12 protein-coding genes are annotated in these 13,515 nt (G+C 55.6%); 3 read left to right on the forward strand and 9 right to left on the reverse strand.

Features of this window, described 5'->3' with window-relative positions:
* Positions 1 to 6 precede the first annotated feature (6 nt).
* The gene (locus Q0746_RS04960) at positions 7 to 603 is read right to left on the reverse strand and encodes a 2-hydroxychromene-2-carboxylate isomerase (RefSeq protein ID WP_298257781.1); all 597 of its coding nucleotides are present in this window, start codon (positions 601 to 603) and stop codon (positions 7 to 9) included.
* 117 nt (positions 604 to 720) lie between these two features.
* Here Q0746_RS04960 and Q0746_RS04965 point away from each other — a divergent pair, with 117 nt between their 5' ends.
* A complete protein-coding gene (locus Q0746_RS04965; RefSeq protein WP_298257783.1) occupies positions 721 to 1,737 on the forward strand; it encodes a ribose-phosphate pyrophosphokinase in 1,017 nt (338 codons plus the stop codon).
* A gap of 89 nt (positions 1,738 to 1,826) precedes the next feature.
* Here Q0746_RS04965 and Q0746_RS04970 read toward each other — a convergent pair whose 3' ends face one another.
* The 7 genes from Q0746_RS04970 to Q0746_RS05000 all read right to left on the reverse strand — a co-directional run bounded on the left by Q0746_RS04970 (position 1,827) and on the right by Q0746_RS05000 (position 8,226).
* Positions 1,827 to 2,177, reverse strand: coding sequence for an H-type lectin domain-containing protein (locus Q0746_RS04970; protein WP_298257785.1), 351 nt, complete (start codon positions 2,175 to 2,177; stop codon positions 1,827 to 1,829).
* A 156-nt stretch (positions 2,178 to 2,333) separates the two neighbouring features.
* On the reverse strand, positions 2,334 to 2,723 hold the full coding sequence (locus Q0746_RS04975; protein WP_298257787.1) for a F0F1 ATP synthase subunit epsilon: 390 nt from the start codon (positions 2,721 to 2,723) through the stop codon (positions 2,334 to 2,336).
* Positions 2,724 to 2,740: 17 nt separating this feature from the next.
* Complete coding sequence (gene atpD / locus Q0746_RS04980) at positions 2,741 to 4,165, reverse strand: F0F1 ATP synthase subunit beta (protein WP_298257789.1); 1,425 nt, start codon at positions 4,163 to 4,165, stop codon at positions 2,741 to 2,743.
* Between the two features lie 18 nt (positions 4,166 to 4,183).
* On the reverse strand, positions 4,184 to 5,056 hold the full coding sequence (locus Q0746_RS04985; protein ID WP_298257791.1) for a F0F1 ATP synthase subunit gamma: 873 nt from the start codon (positions 5,054 to 5,056) through the stop codon (positions 4,184 to 4,186).
* A 15-nt stretch (positions 5,057 to 5,071) separates the two neighbouring features.
* The gene (atpA, locus tag Q0746_RS04990) at positions 5,072 to 6,610 is read right to left on the reverse strand and encodes a F0F1 ATP synthase subunit alpha (protein WP_298257793.1); all 1,539 of its coding nucleotides are present in this window, start codon (positions 6,608 to 6,610) and stop codon (positions 5,072 to 5,074) included.
* Between the two features lies 1 nt (position 6,611).
* A complete protein-coding gene (locus tag Q0746_RS04995) occupies positions 6,612 to 7,178 on the reverse strand; it encodes a F0F1 ATP synthase subunit delta (RefSeq protein ID WP_298257795.1) in 567 nt (188 codons plus the stop codon).
* Positions 7,179 to 7,413: 235 nt separating this feature from the next.
* Positions 7,414 to 8,226 carry a methyltransferase domain-containing protein gene (locus Q0746_RS05000; RefSeq protein WP_298257797.1) on the reverse strand — a complete coding sequence of 271 codons (813 nt, stop codon included), beginning with the start codon at positions 8,224 to 8,226 and terminating at the stop codon, positions 7,414 to 7,416.
* 258 nt (positions 8,227 to 8,484) lie between these two features.
* Here Q0746_RS05000 and clpA point away from each other — a divergent pair, with 258 nt between their 5' ends.
* Positions 8,485 to 10,818: an ATP-dependent Clp protease ATP-binding subunit ClpA gene (gene clpA, locus Q0746_RS05005; protein WP_298257799.1), complete on the forward strand. Its 2,334-nt coding sequence runs from the start codon at positions 8,485 to 8,487 to the stop codon at positions 10,816 to 10,818.
* Positions 10,818 to 11,780 carry a M23 family metallopeptidase gene (locus Q0746_RS05010; protein WP_298257801.1) on the forward strand — a complete coding sequence of 321 codons (963 nt, stop codon included), beginning with the start codon at positions 10,818 to 10,820 and terminating at the stop codon, positions 11,778 to 11,780. Before clpA ends, Q0746_RS05010 begins: the two co-directional genes overlap by 1 nt.
* On the opposite strand, the gene Q0746_RS05015 is transcribed toward Q0746_RS05010, so the two are convergent.
* Positions 11,767 to 13,515, reverse strand: coding sequence for a peptidoglycan -binding protein (locus tag Q0746_RS05015; protein ID WP_298257804.1), 1,749 nt, complete (start codon positions 13,513 to 13,515; stop codon positions 11,767 to 11,769). The genes Q0746_RS05010 and Q0746_RS05015 overlap by 14 nt on opposite strands.

The following is a 13,515-nucleotide window of genomic DNA, read 5'->3' on the forward strand; positions in this document are numbered from 1 at the left end:
AACCGCTTACAGCTTACCTGACAGGTAGAGGTCCAGGTCTTCGATCTTGTCTTGCCCCCAGAACCGCTCGTCGGTGTCCGTGATGAATGTTGGGGCCCCAAAGACGCCGTTGTTCACCGCATCCTCCAAGTTGCGGGCATATTGCTCTGCCCCTGCCAACATTCCGCTATCGACCAATCCCGCATCAAACCCGTGACGTTCCAGAATTTCGCGCACAACGCTCTCATCTGCAATGTCGCGGTCTTGCGCCCAACACGCGCTGGTGAAGGATTGGACCAACCCCGCCACGTCCCCGCCCACCTCTTGGGCCGCAATAATCGCATAGGACGACGGGGCGGGGTTGGTTGGCCAATGAGCAGGTTTCAAATTGATCGGCATATCCAGCTTCTTGGCAGAGCGGCGCATTTCTTGCAGGCGCCATTCCTGACGGTTCGGATGGCGCTGCGGCGGCGGGGTGCCTCCGGTGCGGCCAAACAAGGCCATGATATCCATCGGCTTGTAGGTGAGAGTTGCGCCATGCTTGGCCGCAACCTCCTCAAGACGCCCCCCCACCATGTAGGTGTAAGGTGATAAAGTTGCGAAATAGTAGTCAACATGTGGCATTTGGACGTCCTTTGAGGGTTAAGGCTTTGCGCGAATCCTAGTCCGGTGGTACGGGAAGCGCAACGCGGGCCAGTTGGGGAACACAGGGCCGTGATAGCTGCCAAACGGGGACACCACATGCCAGTCAACACAGATCCTAAACTCATCGCCGGTAACTCAAATATTCCGCTTGCTGAAGGCATTGCCAAACGCATGTCCATGCACCGCGGACAATCGGTAAAGCCGATCGACACTCGTGTAGAGCGGTTCAATGACGGCGAGATTTTTGTCGAAGTGTTCGAGAATGTGCGTGGCGAGGATATGTTCATTATCCAAAGCACTTCCAACCCCGCGAATGACAACCTGATGGAACTATTGATCATGAGCGATGCGCTCAAGCGCTCAAGCGCCGCCCGCATCACTGCAGTGATCCCCTACTTCGGATACGCCCGCCAAGACCGTCGCACCAAGGCCCGCACGCCAATTTCGGCAAAGCTGGTGGCCAACCTGATTGAAGAAGCCGGCGTCGAGCGGGTGCTGACCATGGACCTGCACGCGGCCCAAATCCAAGGGTTCTTCGACGTGCCGGTGGACAATCTCTATGCGTCTCCGATTTTCGCGTTGGATATTCTGCACCATTTCCAAGACATGGACGACGTCATGGTTGTCTCTCCGGATGTCGGCGGCGTCGCCCGCGCCCGCGAATTGGCGCAGCGCATTAAAGCGCCTTTGTCCATCGTTGACAAACGCCGCGAGAAAGCCGGGGAAGTGGCCGAAATGACCGTCATCGGGAATGTCGAAGGCAAGCGCTGCATCATCGTTGACGACATCTGCGACACCGCTGGCACGCTCTGCAAAGCAGCCGAGGTCCTGATGGACGCAGGCGCAACCGAGGTTCACAGCTATATCACCCACGGCGTGCTCTCCGGTCCCGCTGTCGATCGCATCACGAACTCTGTCATGAAAAGCCTCGTGATCACCGATAGCATCGAGCCGACCCAAGCCGTCAAAGCCTGCAAAAACATCCGCATCGTTCCAACCGCGCCGATGTTTGCACAGGCAATCCTCAATATCTCCGGCGGGATGTCAGTCTCATCGCTGTTCGACAATGAGACCCTAGAGCCAATCTACGAAAGCCTCTACCCGAACAGATAGTCCCCTATCACTGCTTCAAAAATACCTTGGGGGTTTGGGGGCAAAGCCCCCATCCTATCCAACTGCGCCGCAGGTACATTTTGGCAAGCCTAGTAAAGCTCCCAGTCATCTTCGTTGGGCAACGGTCCGATCACCATCCAATTGGCGCGCACGCGGGCCACGCGGCTGTCGCCCCATGTCCGGTACACAAGATCAAAACCGGATTCGCTGATGTTCTCAGCCGCAATATCCATCCGCTGATTGGTCTTTGTGTCGCTGTCCCACATGGCAATGGAAACCATAACATTGGGAATGGCGGCGTAGGGCTCTGCAAATTCCACTTCAAAGCGGTGCTCACGCGGACCAGTGCCGGTCCACATCGGACCGTCATCAATGTAATCGGAAAACAAAACACGAGAGCCTTGCGTGATACCGATGTTGTTGCTGGTTAAACGTTGCATAATCTACCTTTACGCGGCGATGGTACTCTTGAATTTAGCCTACACTATGACGGCACTCCTTAGGGTAAGCGTTACGTAGGAGTAAACCCAAAAAAAAGCCCCGACGAAGCGGGGCTTTTTCTATTTCGTTGCGCATAAGACGCGAGGCTAACGAGATTAGCCCTGAATCTGAGCGCTCGCAGCCACGAGGTCATCAGCATATTTCGCTGCCACATCCGTGTTCGCTGCATCGCGCTGAAGGTTTGCCTCTTTGATGAGGTCCTCCATCAACTCAGCAGTCACATCCGCTTTCACAAAAGCGCGTTCTGCCAGAACAGACGTCCCAGTAGCACCCACTTCGGCAAAGCCACCTGTCACCAGATATTCATCCGTGCCGGACGCGGTCACGACCTTCAACACACCCGGACGCAGGGTGGTGATCACCGGCGCGTGCTGCGCCATAGCGGTGAAGTCACCCTCGGCCCCGGGGATTTGCACCTCGGTGGCCTGTACGGAGGTCAAGCGCCGCTCGGGCGAGACCAGATCGAATTGCATCATATCAGCCATGAATGGCCTCCTTGAATTTAGGCTGCTTCCGCGGCCATTTTCTCGGCTTTAGCAACAACTTCGTCGATGCCACCAACCATGTAGAAAGCGCCTTCTGGAAGGTGATCGTATTCACCAGCCACAACTGCTTTGAACGACGCGATCGTGTCTTCCAAAGCAACCTGCTTACCGTCGGAACCTGTGAACACTTTCGCCACGTCGAACGGCTGGGACAAGAAGCGCTCGATCTTACGGGCACGTGCCACTGCCAATTTGTCGTCCTCGGACAATTCGTCCATGCCAAGAATGGCGATGATGTCTTGAAGCGACTTGTAGCGCTGCAGGATACCTTGCACGTCACGAGCAACACCGTAGTGCTCCTCGCCAACAACCGCAGGGTCCATCAGGCGGGATGTGGAGTCGAGCGGGTCAACCGCAGGGTAGATACCTTTTTCCGAGATCGCACGGTCAAGAACCGTTGTCGCATCAAGGTGAGCAAAGGACGTCGCAGGCGCAGGGTCAGTAAGGTCATCCGCAGGAACATATACGGCTTGAACAGACGTAATCGAGCCCGCTTTTGTGGATGCGATACGCTCTTGCATGGCACCCATGTCGGTTGCCAGTGTTGGCTGGTAGCCAACCGCAGATGGGATACGACCCAAAAGCGCGGACACTTCGGATCCGGCTTGTGTAAAGCGGAAGATGTTGTCCACGAAGAACAGAACGTCAGAACCCGTGTCATCGCGGAACTGCTCAGCCAAGGACAGACCAGTCAAAGCGATACGCATACGCGCACCGGGAGGCTCGTTCATTTGGCCGTAAACCAGCGCAATTTTGGAGTCTTCCAAGTTGTCTGGAACGATAACGCCGGATTCGATCATCTCGTGGTAAAGGTCGTTTCCTTCACGCGTACGCTCACCAACACCCGCGAACACGGACACACCAGAGTGCACCTTCGCGATGTTGTTGATCAATTCCATGATCAAAACTGTTTTACCAACACCCGCACCACCGAAGAGGCCGATTTTACCGCCTTTGGTGTAGGGAGCCAGCAAGTCGATAACCTTGATGCCTGTTACCAGAATTTCAGTCGCTGTGGACTGGTCTTCAAATGCAGGCGCGTCACCGTGAATTGGGCGGCGGCCGGACGCTTTAACAGGGCCCTGCTCGTCAACTGGGTCGCCAGTTACGTTCAGGATGCGGCCCAAAGTGCCAGTGCCCACTGGAACAGTGATCTGACCTTCGGTGTTGATCACTTCCTGACCGCGCACCAAACCTTCGGTGGCGTCCATAGCAATCGCACGAACGGTGTTTTCGCCAAGGTGCTGAGCAACTTCCAACACCAGCTTTTTGCCGTTGTTGTCTGTTTCCAGCGCGTTGAGGATCTCAGGCAGGTCATCGGCGAATTGGACGTCGACGACCGCACCAATAACCTGTGTAATTTTGCCTTTAACATTGGCCATGTTGAGGTTCTCCGGGGTCTAGAGCGCTTCAGCGCCCGAAATGATTTCAATAAGCTCGTTGGTGATCACAGCCTGACGCGAGCGGTTATACTCTACGGTCAGCTTGTCGATCATTTCGCCTGCGTTGCGGGTCGCGTTGTCCATAGCGGACATCCGTGCACCCTGCTCCGAGGCGCCGTTTTCCAACAGGGCCGAGAAGATTTGCGTGGCAACTGCGCGCGGCAGCAAGTCAGCCAAGATGGCTTCTTCGCTTGGCTCGTAGTCATACAGCGTCGCTTCCTCGCTGGCTTCAACATTGCTGAAGTCGGCTGGGATGATTTGCTGCTCTGTCGGCGTTTGGCTGATGACGGACTGGAAGGTCGAGTAGAAGATCTTCGCAACGTCAAATTCACCATCCTCGAAGCGGGTCAGCAGGTCTTGCGCAATACCAGAGGCATTGTCGTAACCCAGCTTCTTCACTTCCGACAGGTCCACGTGGCCGATGGAAAGGTCGCCGAATTCGCGTTTCAGCGCTTCGCGACCCTTTTTGCCAACAGTGAGGATCTTCACTGTCTTGCCTTCGGCCATGAGTTTATGAGCGGCCACACGGGCCAGCTTTGCAATGTTGCCGTTAAAGCCACCACACAGGCCACGTTCTGCGGTCATAACGACCAACAGATGTGTCTGGTTGGAGCCGTTTCCGACCAGCAGCTTTGGGCCGCTGTCGGAAGACACGCCACCGGCCAACTGCGCCATAACGGCGTTAAACCGTTCAGCGTAGGGGCGGCCAGCCTCCGCTGCTTCCTGCGCACGGCGCAGTTTAGCAGCGGCGACCATTTGCATCGCCTTCGTGATCTTGCGGGTCGATTTGACCGACGCGATCCGATTTTTTAGAACCTTGAGGTTTGGCATCTGCCTAAGCCCCCCTTATGCGAAGTCAGCTGCGAACGCGTCTAGCTCTGCCTTGATGGCCGCCTCGGCATCACCCTTAATCTTTGGGTCATCCTTGGTGATCATGTCCAGAACAGCTTTGCCTTTGCCACGCAGGTGCGCCAGCAAGCCAGCCTCGAAACGACCGACGTCAGAGACTTCGATCTTATCAAGGTAGCCTTTGGTGCCCGCGTAGATCACGCAAACGATCTCAGCATTGGTCAGTGGCGAGTACTGTGGCTGTTTCATCAGCTCAGTCAAACGCGCACCACGGTTCAGCAACTGCTGAGTAGCGGCATCAAGGTCGGAGCCGAACTGCGCGAACGCAGCCATCTCACGGTATTGAGCAAGCTCCAGCTTAACCGGACCAGCAACAGATTTCATCGAGTTCGTTTGAGCGGAAGAGCCCACACGAGACACCGACAGACCTGTGTTCACCGCAGGGCGAATGCCTTGGTAGAACAATTCGGTCTCAAGGAAGATCTGACCGTCGGTGATCGAAATCACGTTGGTTGGAATAAACGCAGAAACGTCACCACCTTGGGTTTCAATGATCGGCAGCGCCGTCAAGGAACCGGAACCGTTGTCTTCGTTCAATTTGCAAGAACGCTCGAGCAGACGGGAGTGAAGGTAGAAAACGTCACCTGGGTACGCTTCACGGCCTGGTGGGCGACGCAGAAGCAAGGACATTTGACGGTAGGACACAGCTTGCTTGGTCAAATCATCATAGATGATCAAAGCGTGGCGGCCGTTGTCACGGAAGTGCTCGGCCATCGCAGTCGCGGCGTATGGAGCCAAGAACTGCATTGGTGCAGGGTCAGAAGCCGTCGCCGCAACAACAACCGAATATTCGATCGCGCCGGACTCTTCGAGCTTCTTCACCAGCTGCGCAACTGTAGAGCGCTTTTGGCCAACCGCAACGTAGACACAGTAGAGCTTCTTGCTCTCGTCGTCGCCAGCAGCGTCGTTGTAGGATTTTTGGTTCAGGATGGCGTCAAGCGCGATCGCTGTTTTACCGATTTGACGGTCACCAATGATCAATTCGCGCTGGCCGCGGCCAACTGGGATCATCGCATCCACAGATTTCAGACCAGTCGCCATTGGCTCGTGAACCGACTTACGTGGGATAATGCCCGGTGCCTTTTGGTCAGCAACAGCACGGTTCTTCGTTTTGATCGGGCCCTTGCCGTCCAGCGGGTTACCCAGACCGTCAACAACGCGACCCAGCAGCTCGTCACCGGCAGGTACGTCCACGATGGAGTTTGTGCGCTTAACAGTGTCGCCTTCTTTAATGTCACGGTCAGACCCGAAGATAACAACACCAACGTTGTCGTTCTCGAGGTTCAGGGCCATGCCTTGAATGCCACCAGGGAATTCGACCATCTCACCAGCTTGGCAATTGTCGAGACCGTAAACACGGGCGATACCATCGCCTACGCTCAATACGCGACCAACTTCAGCAACTTCGACTTCTTTGCCGAAGTTTTTGATTTGATCTTTCAGGATCGCAGAGATTTCTGCAGCTTGGATCGCCATTTTATCCGACCTCTTTCATGGAATTCTGGAGGGAAGCAAGTTTCGAGCGGATCGACGTATCGATCATCTTGGAACCTACTTTTACGACAAGACCGCCAATGAGGCTTTCATCGACGGCCATATTGATTTTCACATCTTTGCCCACAGTCGCTTTCAGCGTCTTGGCAAGTTTGTCTTGTTGAGCCTTCGTCAGCGCCTTTGCGGCTGTGACGTCTGCTGCGATTTCGCCCTTTTCGTCGGCGATCAGCCCGCGCAACTCGGATACCAACTGCGGCAGAACAAACAGACGGCGCTTGCCGGCCATCAGGTTCAGCGTGTTGGCCATAGTCGGCGACAGCTTCATTTTCTTGGAGATTGCCACGATGGCGCTTGCCTGCTGCTCACGAGAGTACAGCGGAGAAGCGATAAGATCGCGGAAATCTGAGCTTCCGGTCAATGCGGCGTCCAGCGTATCGACGTCGGTTTCCAACGCCTTCAGCTTTTTGCCTTCCTTGGCCAATTCAAACACGGCTGTCGCATAGCGACCGGCGATGCCTGTGGAGATCGAGACTGGTTCGGACACGTCCACCCTTCCGTTACGAGGCCAGCAAACTTTTCGCGAAGTCCGACGTGGCCGTTGCAAGAAAGGCCGCGCAAACCCGCAGCCTTCAAAATCAGTGGTGATCTAGCAAAGCGGGGTGCGTACCGCAACAGGGAAGGTCAATATATTAATGTTTCAGTATACTGTCGTATCCCCTTCTTTTATTGGGCTCCCGGCCATCGAAGCCATGGGTGCGACCGAATGAAGCCGCAATAAATGGGACTCAATTCGCAAATTTGGTCCCATTTTCCCCGCGAGTCACCCCAAGGGGCGTGCAAGTTGGATCTTTCACCTCGCGCCCCGACACCGGATTCGCCGCACCTTCCAAAATACGCAACGGCGCACGCACCTTCGCGCCGATCCCCCTCTTCTTCGGGGCATAGACCTGCTTGCTGACCTCAACAATCAGAACACCGCCCGCAATGTAGCTGGACACCCCGCGCCCCATCTTCTCGATGGTGGCGGCCCATTTCAGCCAAACTTTGCGTTGGCTGGGCGGGGTAAACAGCGCCGCGCGGTGACTTTCCGGTGTGAAGGAGTGGCGCTTTAACTGTGTCTCCAACTGCGTCAACGAATAGGGCCGCCCGTAGCCAAACGGCGTGCCGTCGCGTCGCGCCCAAAGTCCAGCACGATTGGGGACCACAAATAATGCACGCCCCCCGGGTCCCAGCACCCGAAAGCATTCGTCCAGCAATGCGGTCGGGTTCTCTGTGGTTTCCAACCCGTGCATCACCACCAATTTATCCGCCTGCCCTGTCTCAAGAGGCCAAAGCGCCTCCTCGCATAACACCGACATGTTGTCTTGGCCGGCGGGCCAATGCATGACCCCTTGAGGTCCCGGCATCAGTGCAACCACGCGGCGCGCCTCGCCAATAAATGGGCGCAACAAAGGAGCCGCAAACCCGTATCCAATTACTGTCTGCCCTTTGGTGTCCGGCCACAGACTGCGCAGCTGATCACGCACCGCGCGTTGCGCCACACGGCCAAGTCCGGTGCGATAATAGAACTTTTTTAAATCTTGTACGTCGAGATGCATGAACTGTCCCTTTACGCGTCACAGGCACTCTGCAACTCTTTTGCGCCCTTGCAAAGACGGATGCGCATCTTAGGTGAAGTATCTCGCGACAACACGATCTGACGCGATACTCTCTTCCCTTTCGGGCCGATCACGACCATTGTGAAGAGAAACGACTTGAATATCGGCGATATAAACCGAAATGTAAGGTCTAAGAGGCAATGGTAAGATCCGGGCCCTCAACCCCGGAAACTGCCCTCGATAATAAAGGAGCATAGGGTGCCGTCATTCTCTGACACTCTCGAAAAGGCAATTCACTCGGCATTGGCGCAGGCCAATACCCATCGCCACGAGCTTGCGACGCTGGAACATCTTCTGCTTGCGCTCATTGACGAACCGGATGCTGCCAAAGTTATGAACGCCTGTGGCGTTGATCTTGATGTGCTTCGCAAAACACTGGGCGAATTCATCGAAGACGAGTTATCCACTCTCGTGACGGATGTTGAAGGGTCGGAGGCGGTGCCAACCGCTGCCTTCCAACGCGTCATTCAACGCGCGGCAATTCATGTGCAATCCTCTGGCCGCACCGAGGTCACTGGCGCCAATGTCTTGGTTGCGATCTTCGCCGAACGCGAAAGCAACGCCGCCTTCTTCCTGCAAGAACAGGATATGACACGCTATGATGCGGTGAATTTTATCGCTCATGGTGTAGCGAAAGACCCCACATTTGGCGAAGCACGCCCCGTCTCAGGAGCGCCGGACTTTGAAGAAGAGATCACGCCTGAGGCCAATGATGTTGAAGGTGAAGCCAAGGAAACCGCGCTTTCTAAATACTGTGTAGACCTGAACGCCAAGGCTGCGCAGGGGGATGTTGACCCATTGATCGGCCGCTCTGAAGAAGTGGAGCGTTGCGTTCAGGTATTGTGTCGCCGTCGCAAGAATAACCCGTTGTTGGTTGGCGATCCTGGCGTTGGCAAAACAGCCATTGCAGAAGGATTGGCCCATAAGATCGTCGCTGGTGAAACTCCTGAAATTCTGGCGCACGCCACGATTTACTCCCTTGATATGGGCGCGTTGCTGGCTGGCACACGGTATCGTGGTGATTTTGAAGAACGCCTGAAAGCCGTGATGACTGAGATGGAAGATCATCCCGATGCGGTGCTGTTTATCGACGAAATCCATACGGTAATCGGCGCTGGCGCAACCTCTGGTGGTGCGATGGATGCCTCCAACCTGCTGAAACCCGCGCTGCAAGGGGGCAAACTGCGCTGCATGGGATCCACGACCTACAAAGAGTTCCGTCAGCATTTTGAAAAAGATCGCGCTTTGGCCCGTCGCTTCCAAAAGATCGATGTGAACGAGCCTTCAGTTGATGATGCCATCAAAATCCTCAAGGGCCTGAAACCCTATTTCGAGAAGCATCACGACATCAAATACACAACTGATGCGATCAAATCTGCCGTAGAACTGGCATCGCGCTATATCCACGACCGCAAACTGCCCGACAAAGCGATCGACGTGATCGACGAAGCCGGTGCAGCGCAACATCTGGTGGCCGAAAGCAAACGTCGCAAAACCATTGGCGCAAAAGAGATCGAAGCCGTTGTGGCGAAGATCGCACGAATCCCGCCCAAAAATGTCACCAAAGACGACGCCGTCGTTCTGAAAGATTTGGAAAAGTCGCTCAAACGCGTGGTGTTCGGACAAGACGCGGCCCTAGACGCGTTGTCTTCGGCGATCAAATTGGCCCGCGCCGGCTTGCGCGAGCCGGAAAAACCCATCGGCAACTACCTCTTCGCAGGTCCAACTGGTGTGGGGAAAACCGAGGTTGCCAAGCAACTCGCCAGCACTTTGGGTGTAGAGCTGTTGCGCTTTGACATGTCGGAATACATGGAGAAACACGCGGTTTCACGTTTGATTGGCGCGCCTCCAGGCTATGTCGGTTTCGATCAGGGCGGTATGTTAACCGACCAAGTCGACCAGCATCCGCACTGTGTGCTTCTGCTCGACGAAATGGAAAAAGCCCACCCGGATGTCTACAATATCCTGCTGCAGGTGATGGATAACGGCAAGCTGACAGACCACAATGGACGCACGGTGGATTTCCGCAATGTGATCTTGATCATGACGTCAAATGCGGGCGCAATGGAGATGTCCAAATCGGCCATCGGCTTCGGACGTGACCGCCGCGAGGGGGAAGACACCGCCGCCATTGAACGCACCTTCACACCGGAGTTCCGCAACCGTTTGGACGCTGTGATCAGCTTTGCACCGCTCGGCAAGAAGATCATCTCGCGTGTAGTTGAAAAGTTCGTATTGCAACTCGAAGCACAATTGATGGATCGCAACGTGACCATCGAGTTAACCCCTGCCGCGGCGGAATGGCTTGGCGAAAAGGGCTACGACGACAAGATGGGCGCACGCCCCTTGGGCCGTGTGATTCAGGAGCATATCAAAAAGCCGCTGGCTGAAGAATTGCTGTTTGGAAAGCTGGCCAAAGGTGGTGTGGTGAAAGTTGGTGTCAAGAAAGGTGAAATCGACCTCACCATTCTGGAGCCAGAGGCTGCGCGCATCACCTCCAAAAAGAAGCCACCTCTGCTTACTGCTGACTAGTGCGAAGAATACTGTCGTTCATCATTGCAATAACTTTCGCGGCCCCAGCGGCCGCGAAGGATCCTCTTTTTTCGCTGCCTATTGATTGCGTTCTCGGGGAGACCTGCTTCATCCAGAACTATGTCGACAGCGATCCAACTCCCAATGCCCGCGATCACACTTGCGGGCCTTTGACCTATGACGGCCACAAAGGCACCGATATTCGTGTTGCGACCTTGGCCGAAATGAAGGCCGGCGTGACCGTCCTTGCAACGGCCCCGGGAACGGTGCGCGCTACTCGCGACGGGCTGCCCGACATTGCGTCAAATGCTCCGAATGCTCCTGACCTCAACGGAAAAGATTGTGGAAACGGGTTGGTTATCAGCCATGGCGACGGTTGGGAAAGCCAGTACTGCCATATGCGAAACGGCTCAATCACCGTGGAGAAAGGCCAGCGCGTCGCCAAGGGCACGGCCCTTGGTTTGGTCGGCCTGAGCGGCAGAACCGAATTCCCGCATATTCACATGTCATTGCGCCACAACGGTGTCGTGGTCGACCCTTTCTCTCCGGATGCGGCGGGACAATGCGGGCCTTCCGAAACAACGCTGTGGCAAGACCCAATCACCTATACAGCTGGTGCGCTGCTCGACATCGGGTTTTCCGAAGGCGTGCCAAAGTTCGATGACATCAAAGCCGGATTGGAGGACGCAGACAGTTTAGCAGCCAATGCCGCCGGTTTGGTTCTTTGGGGCTATGCATTTGGCACCCGCGCAGGGGACACGATGACGTTCAAAATTACCGGCCCGGAAGGTTGGCGCCACAGTCAAATTGTAGAATTCACCAAACCCCAAGCCCAAGTTTTCCGCGCATCAGGCCGCAAGAAACCAAAGAACGGCTGGCCTTTGGGGGTTTATGAAGGCGTGGTGACATTCGAAAGAAACGGCACCGTTCTGAGCACACAGTCGTTAACTACTTCTCGGTAAGCTTCAATTCGATCCGCCGGTTTTGGGCGCGCGCCTCTGGCGTATTCGCAAGGTTAATCGGTTGAAACTCCCCAAATCCGTTGGCCGCCAATCGCGAAGGTGCAATTCCCAAATCCGCGCTCATATACCTTACGACAGATAATGCGCGCGCTTGGCTCAATTCCCAATTGTCTTTGAAACGGCCAACCCCCGACAAAGGCAAATTATCGGTGTGACCATCGACGCGGATCACCCAATCTAACCCGTCAGGAATATCCCCTGCAACGCGCGACAAGATGGTTGCGACCTTGGCCACCTCGCTTTTGCCCTCCGGCGACAGCACGGCCCGTCCAGGTTGAAACAGCACCTCTGATGAAAACACAAAGCGGTCACCTTCAATTCGGATACCATCTTGATTGCCCAAAAGTGCTCGAAGTTGCCCAAAGAATTCGGAGCGGTAGTTCTTCAACTCTTTTGCCTCGGCCTCCAGACGCAACCGCTCCGCTTCCTCAAGTTTGGCCCGAGAGCGCTGCTCAGACGCAACCAGCGCAAGGGCAGAATTCAATTCAGCCCCCAAATTCTGAACCTGAACATCAGAGGCTTCGCGGCGCGCATCCGTTTCGTCCAAAATGGATTGCAAAGACCCCAATTGCGTTCGTAAAGCCGCGACTTGCTGGTTCAGCACCTCAACTTTGCGCTGACTTTCCAAGCTAATTTCCTTTTCATCCGCCAGCTCGCTACGCGCCAACGACAGAAGGGCTGCCCGTTGTTCGGCCTCTCCCATCGCCTCTGCAATACCGGTTTGCGCGGCGGCCTGCGCAGCCAGTGCCGCTACGAGCTGCTTGCGCAGGTCTTCCTCTTCGGCTTGTGATGCCTCCAGATTGGCGGTCGTCTGGGTCTGCGTTGCAAGGACAGAGGCCAACTGATCTGCCGACACTTTCTCTGCGGCCCGTGCGGCTGCCAGCAAGGTCAATGTATCCTCTGCCTCTTTGCGTTGCGTTTCCAAAGCCAAGGTCATGGCGGTAAGCTCCGCATCAGCATTTTGCAAACGCGCGCGCAAAGCATCTGCAGCAGCGTCATCAATAAGTTTGGCCGCCTCCGCCGCGCTGAGCGCCTCGGATTGTGCATCGGATTGAAGCTGCAAGTCCGCGACCAAAGCCTCCAAGGCTTCGCGGCGCGCGGCCGCCAAGCGGGCAGTCTCAACACCTTCGTCGATTTCAGCGCGTGCCGTCGCCAATGCCAATTGGGCGGCTTCCTTTTGCGAAATCTCTCGTGCCAAACCCGCCTCTATGTCTTCGATCCGCGCGAAAAGCCCTTCCACCTGATTTTGAGAATCTTCAAGATCGCCCGTCAAAGAAGCTACCTGTCCGCGCAAGCCCTCGCGCTGGCTCAGCAGCCCTGCGACCTGCTCTTCAAAGCTGGCGATCTTGCTGGCTTGCGTTTCATTTTGCGCCGAGAGTGAGGCAATCAATGTGGCCTGTTGCGCGGCAGTAATATCAAGTTCTTCGATGTCTTGCTCCAGACCGAAGCTGCGCTGTTGCTCCAATCCCAATGCCTGCGCAAGTGAGGCCACCTCGCCAGTCAACTGGTTCAACTCGCTGTCTTGGGAGGTGATCTTCTCGCTCAGCATAAACTGCACAATCATGAAGATAGACAACACAAACACCAGAACCAAAAGCAAGGCCGTCATCGCATCCACAAAGCCAGGCCAGATGTTGGCTTCAAACCGTTTTCCGTTGCGTCGAGACAGCGCCAC

Source organism: uncultured Litoreibacter sp., assembly GCF_947487515.1.
Lineage (GTDB): Bacteria > Pseudomonadota > Alphaproteobacteria > Rhodobacterales > Rhodobacteraceae > Litoreibacter.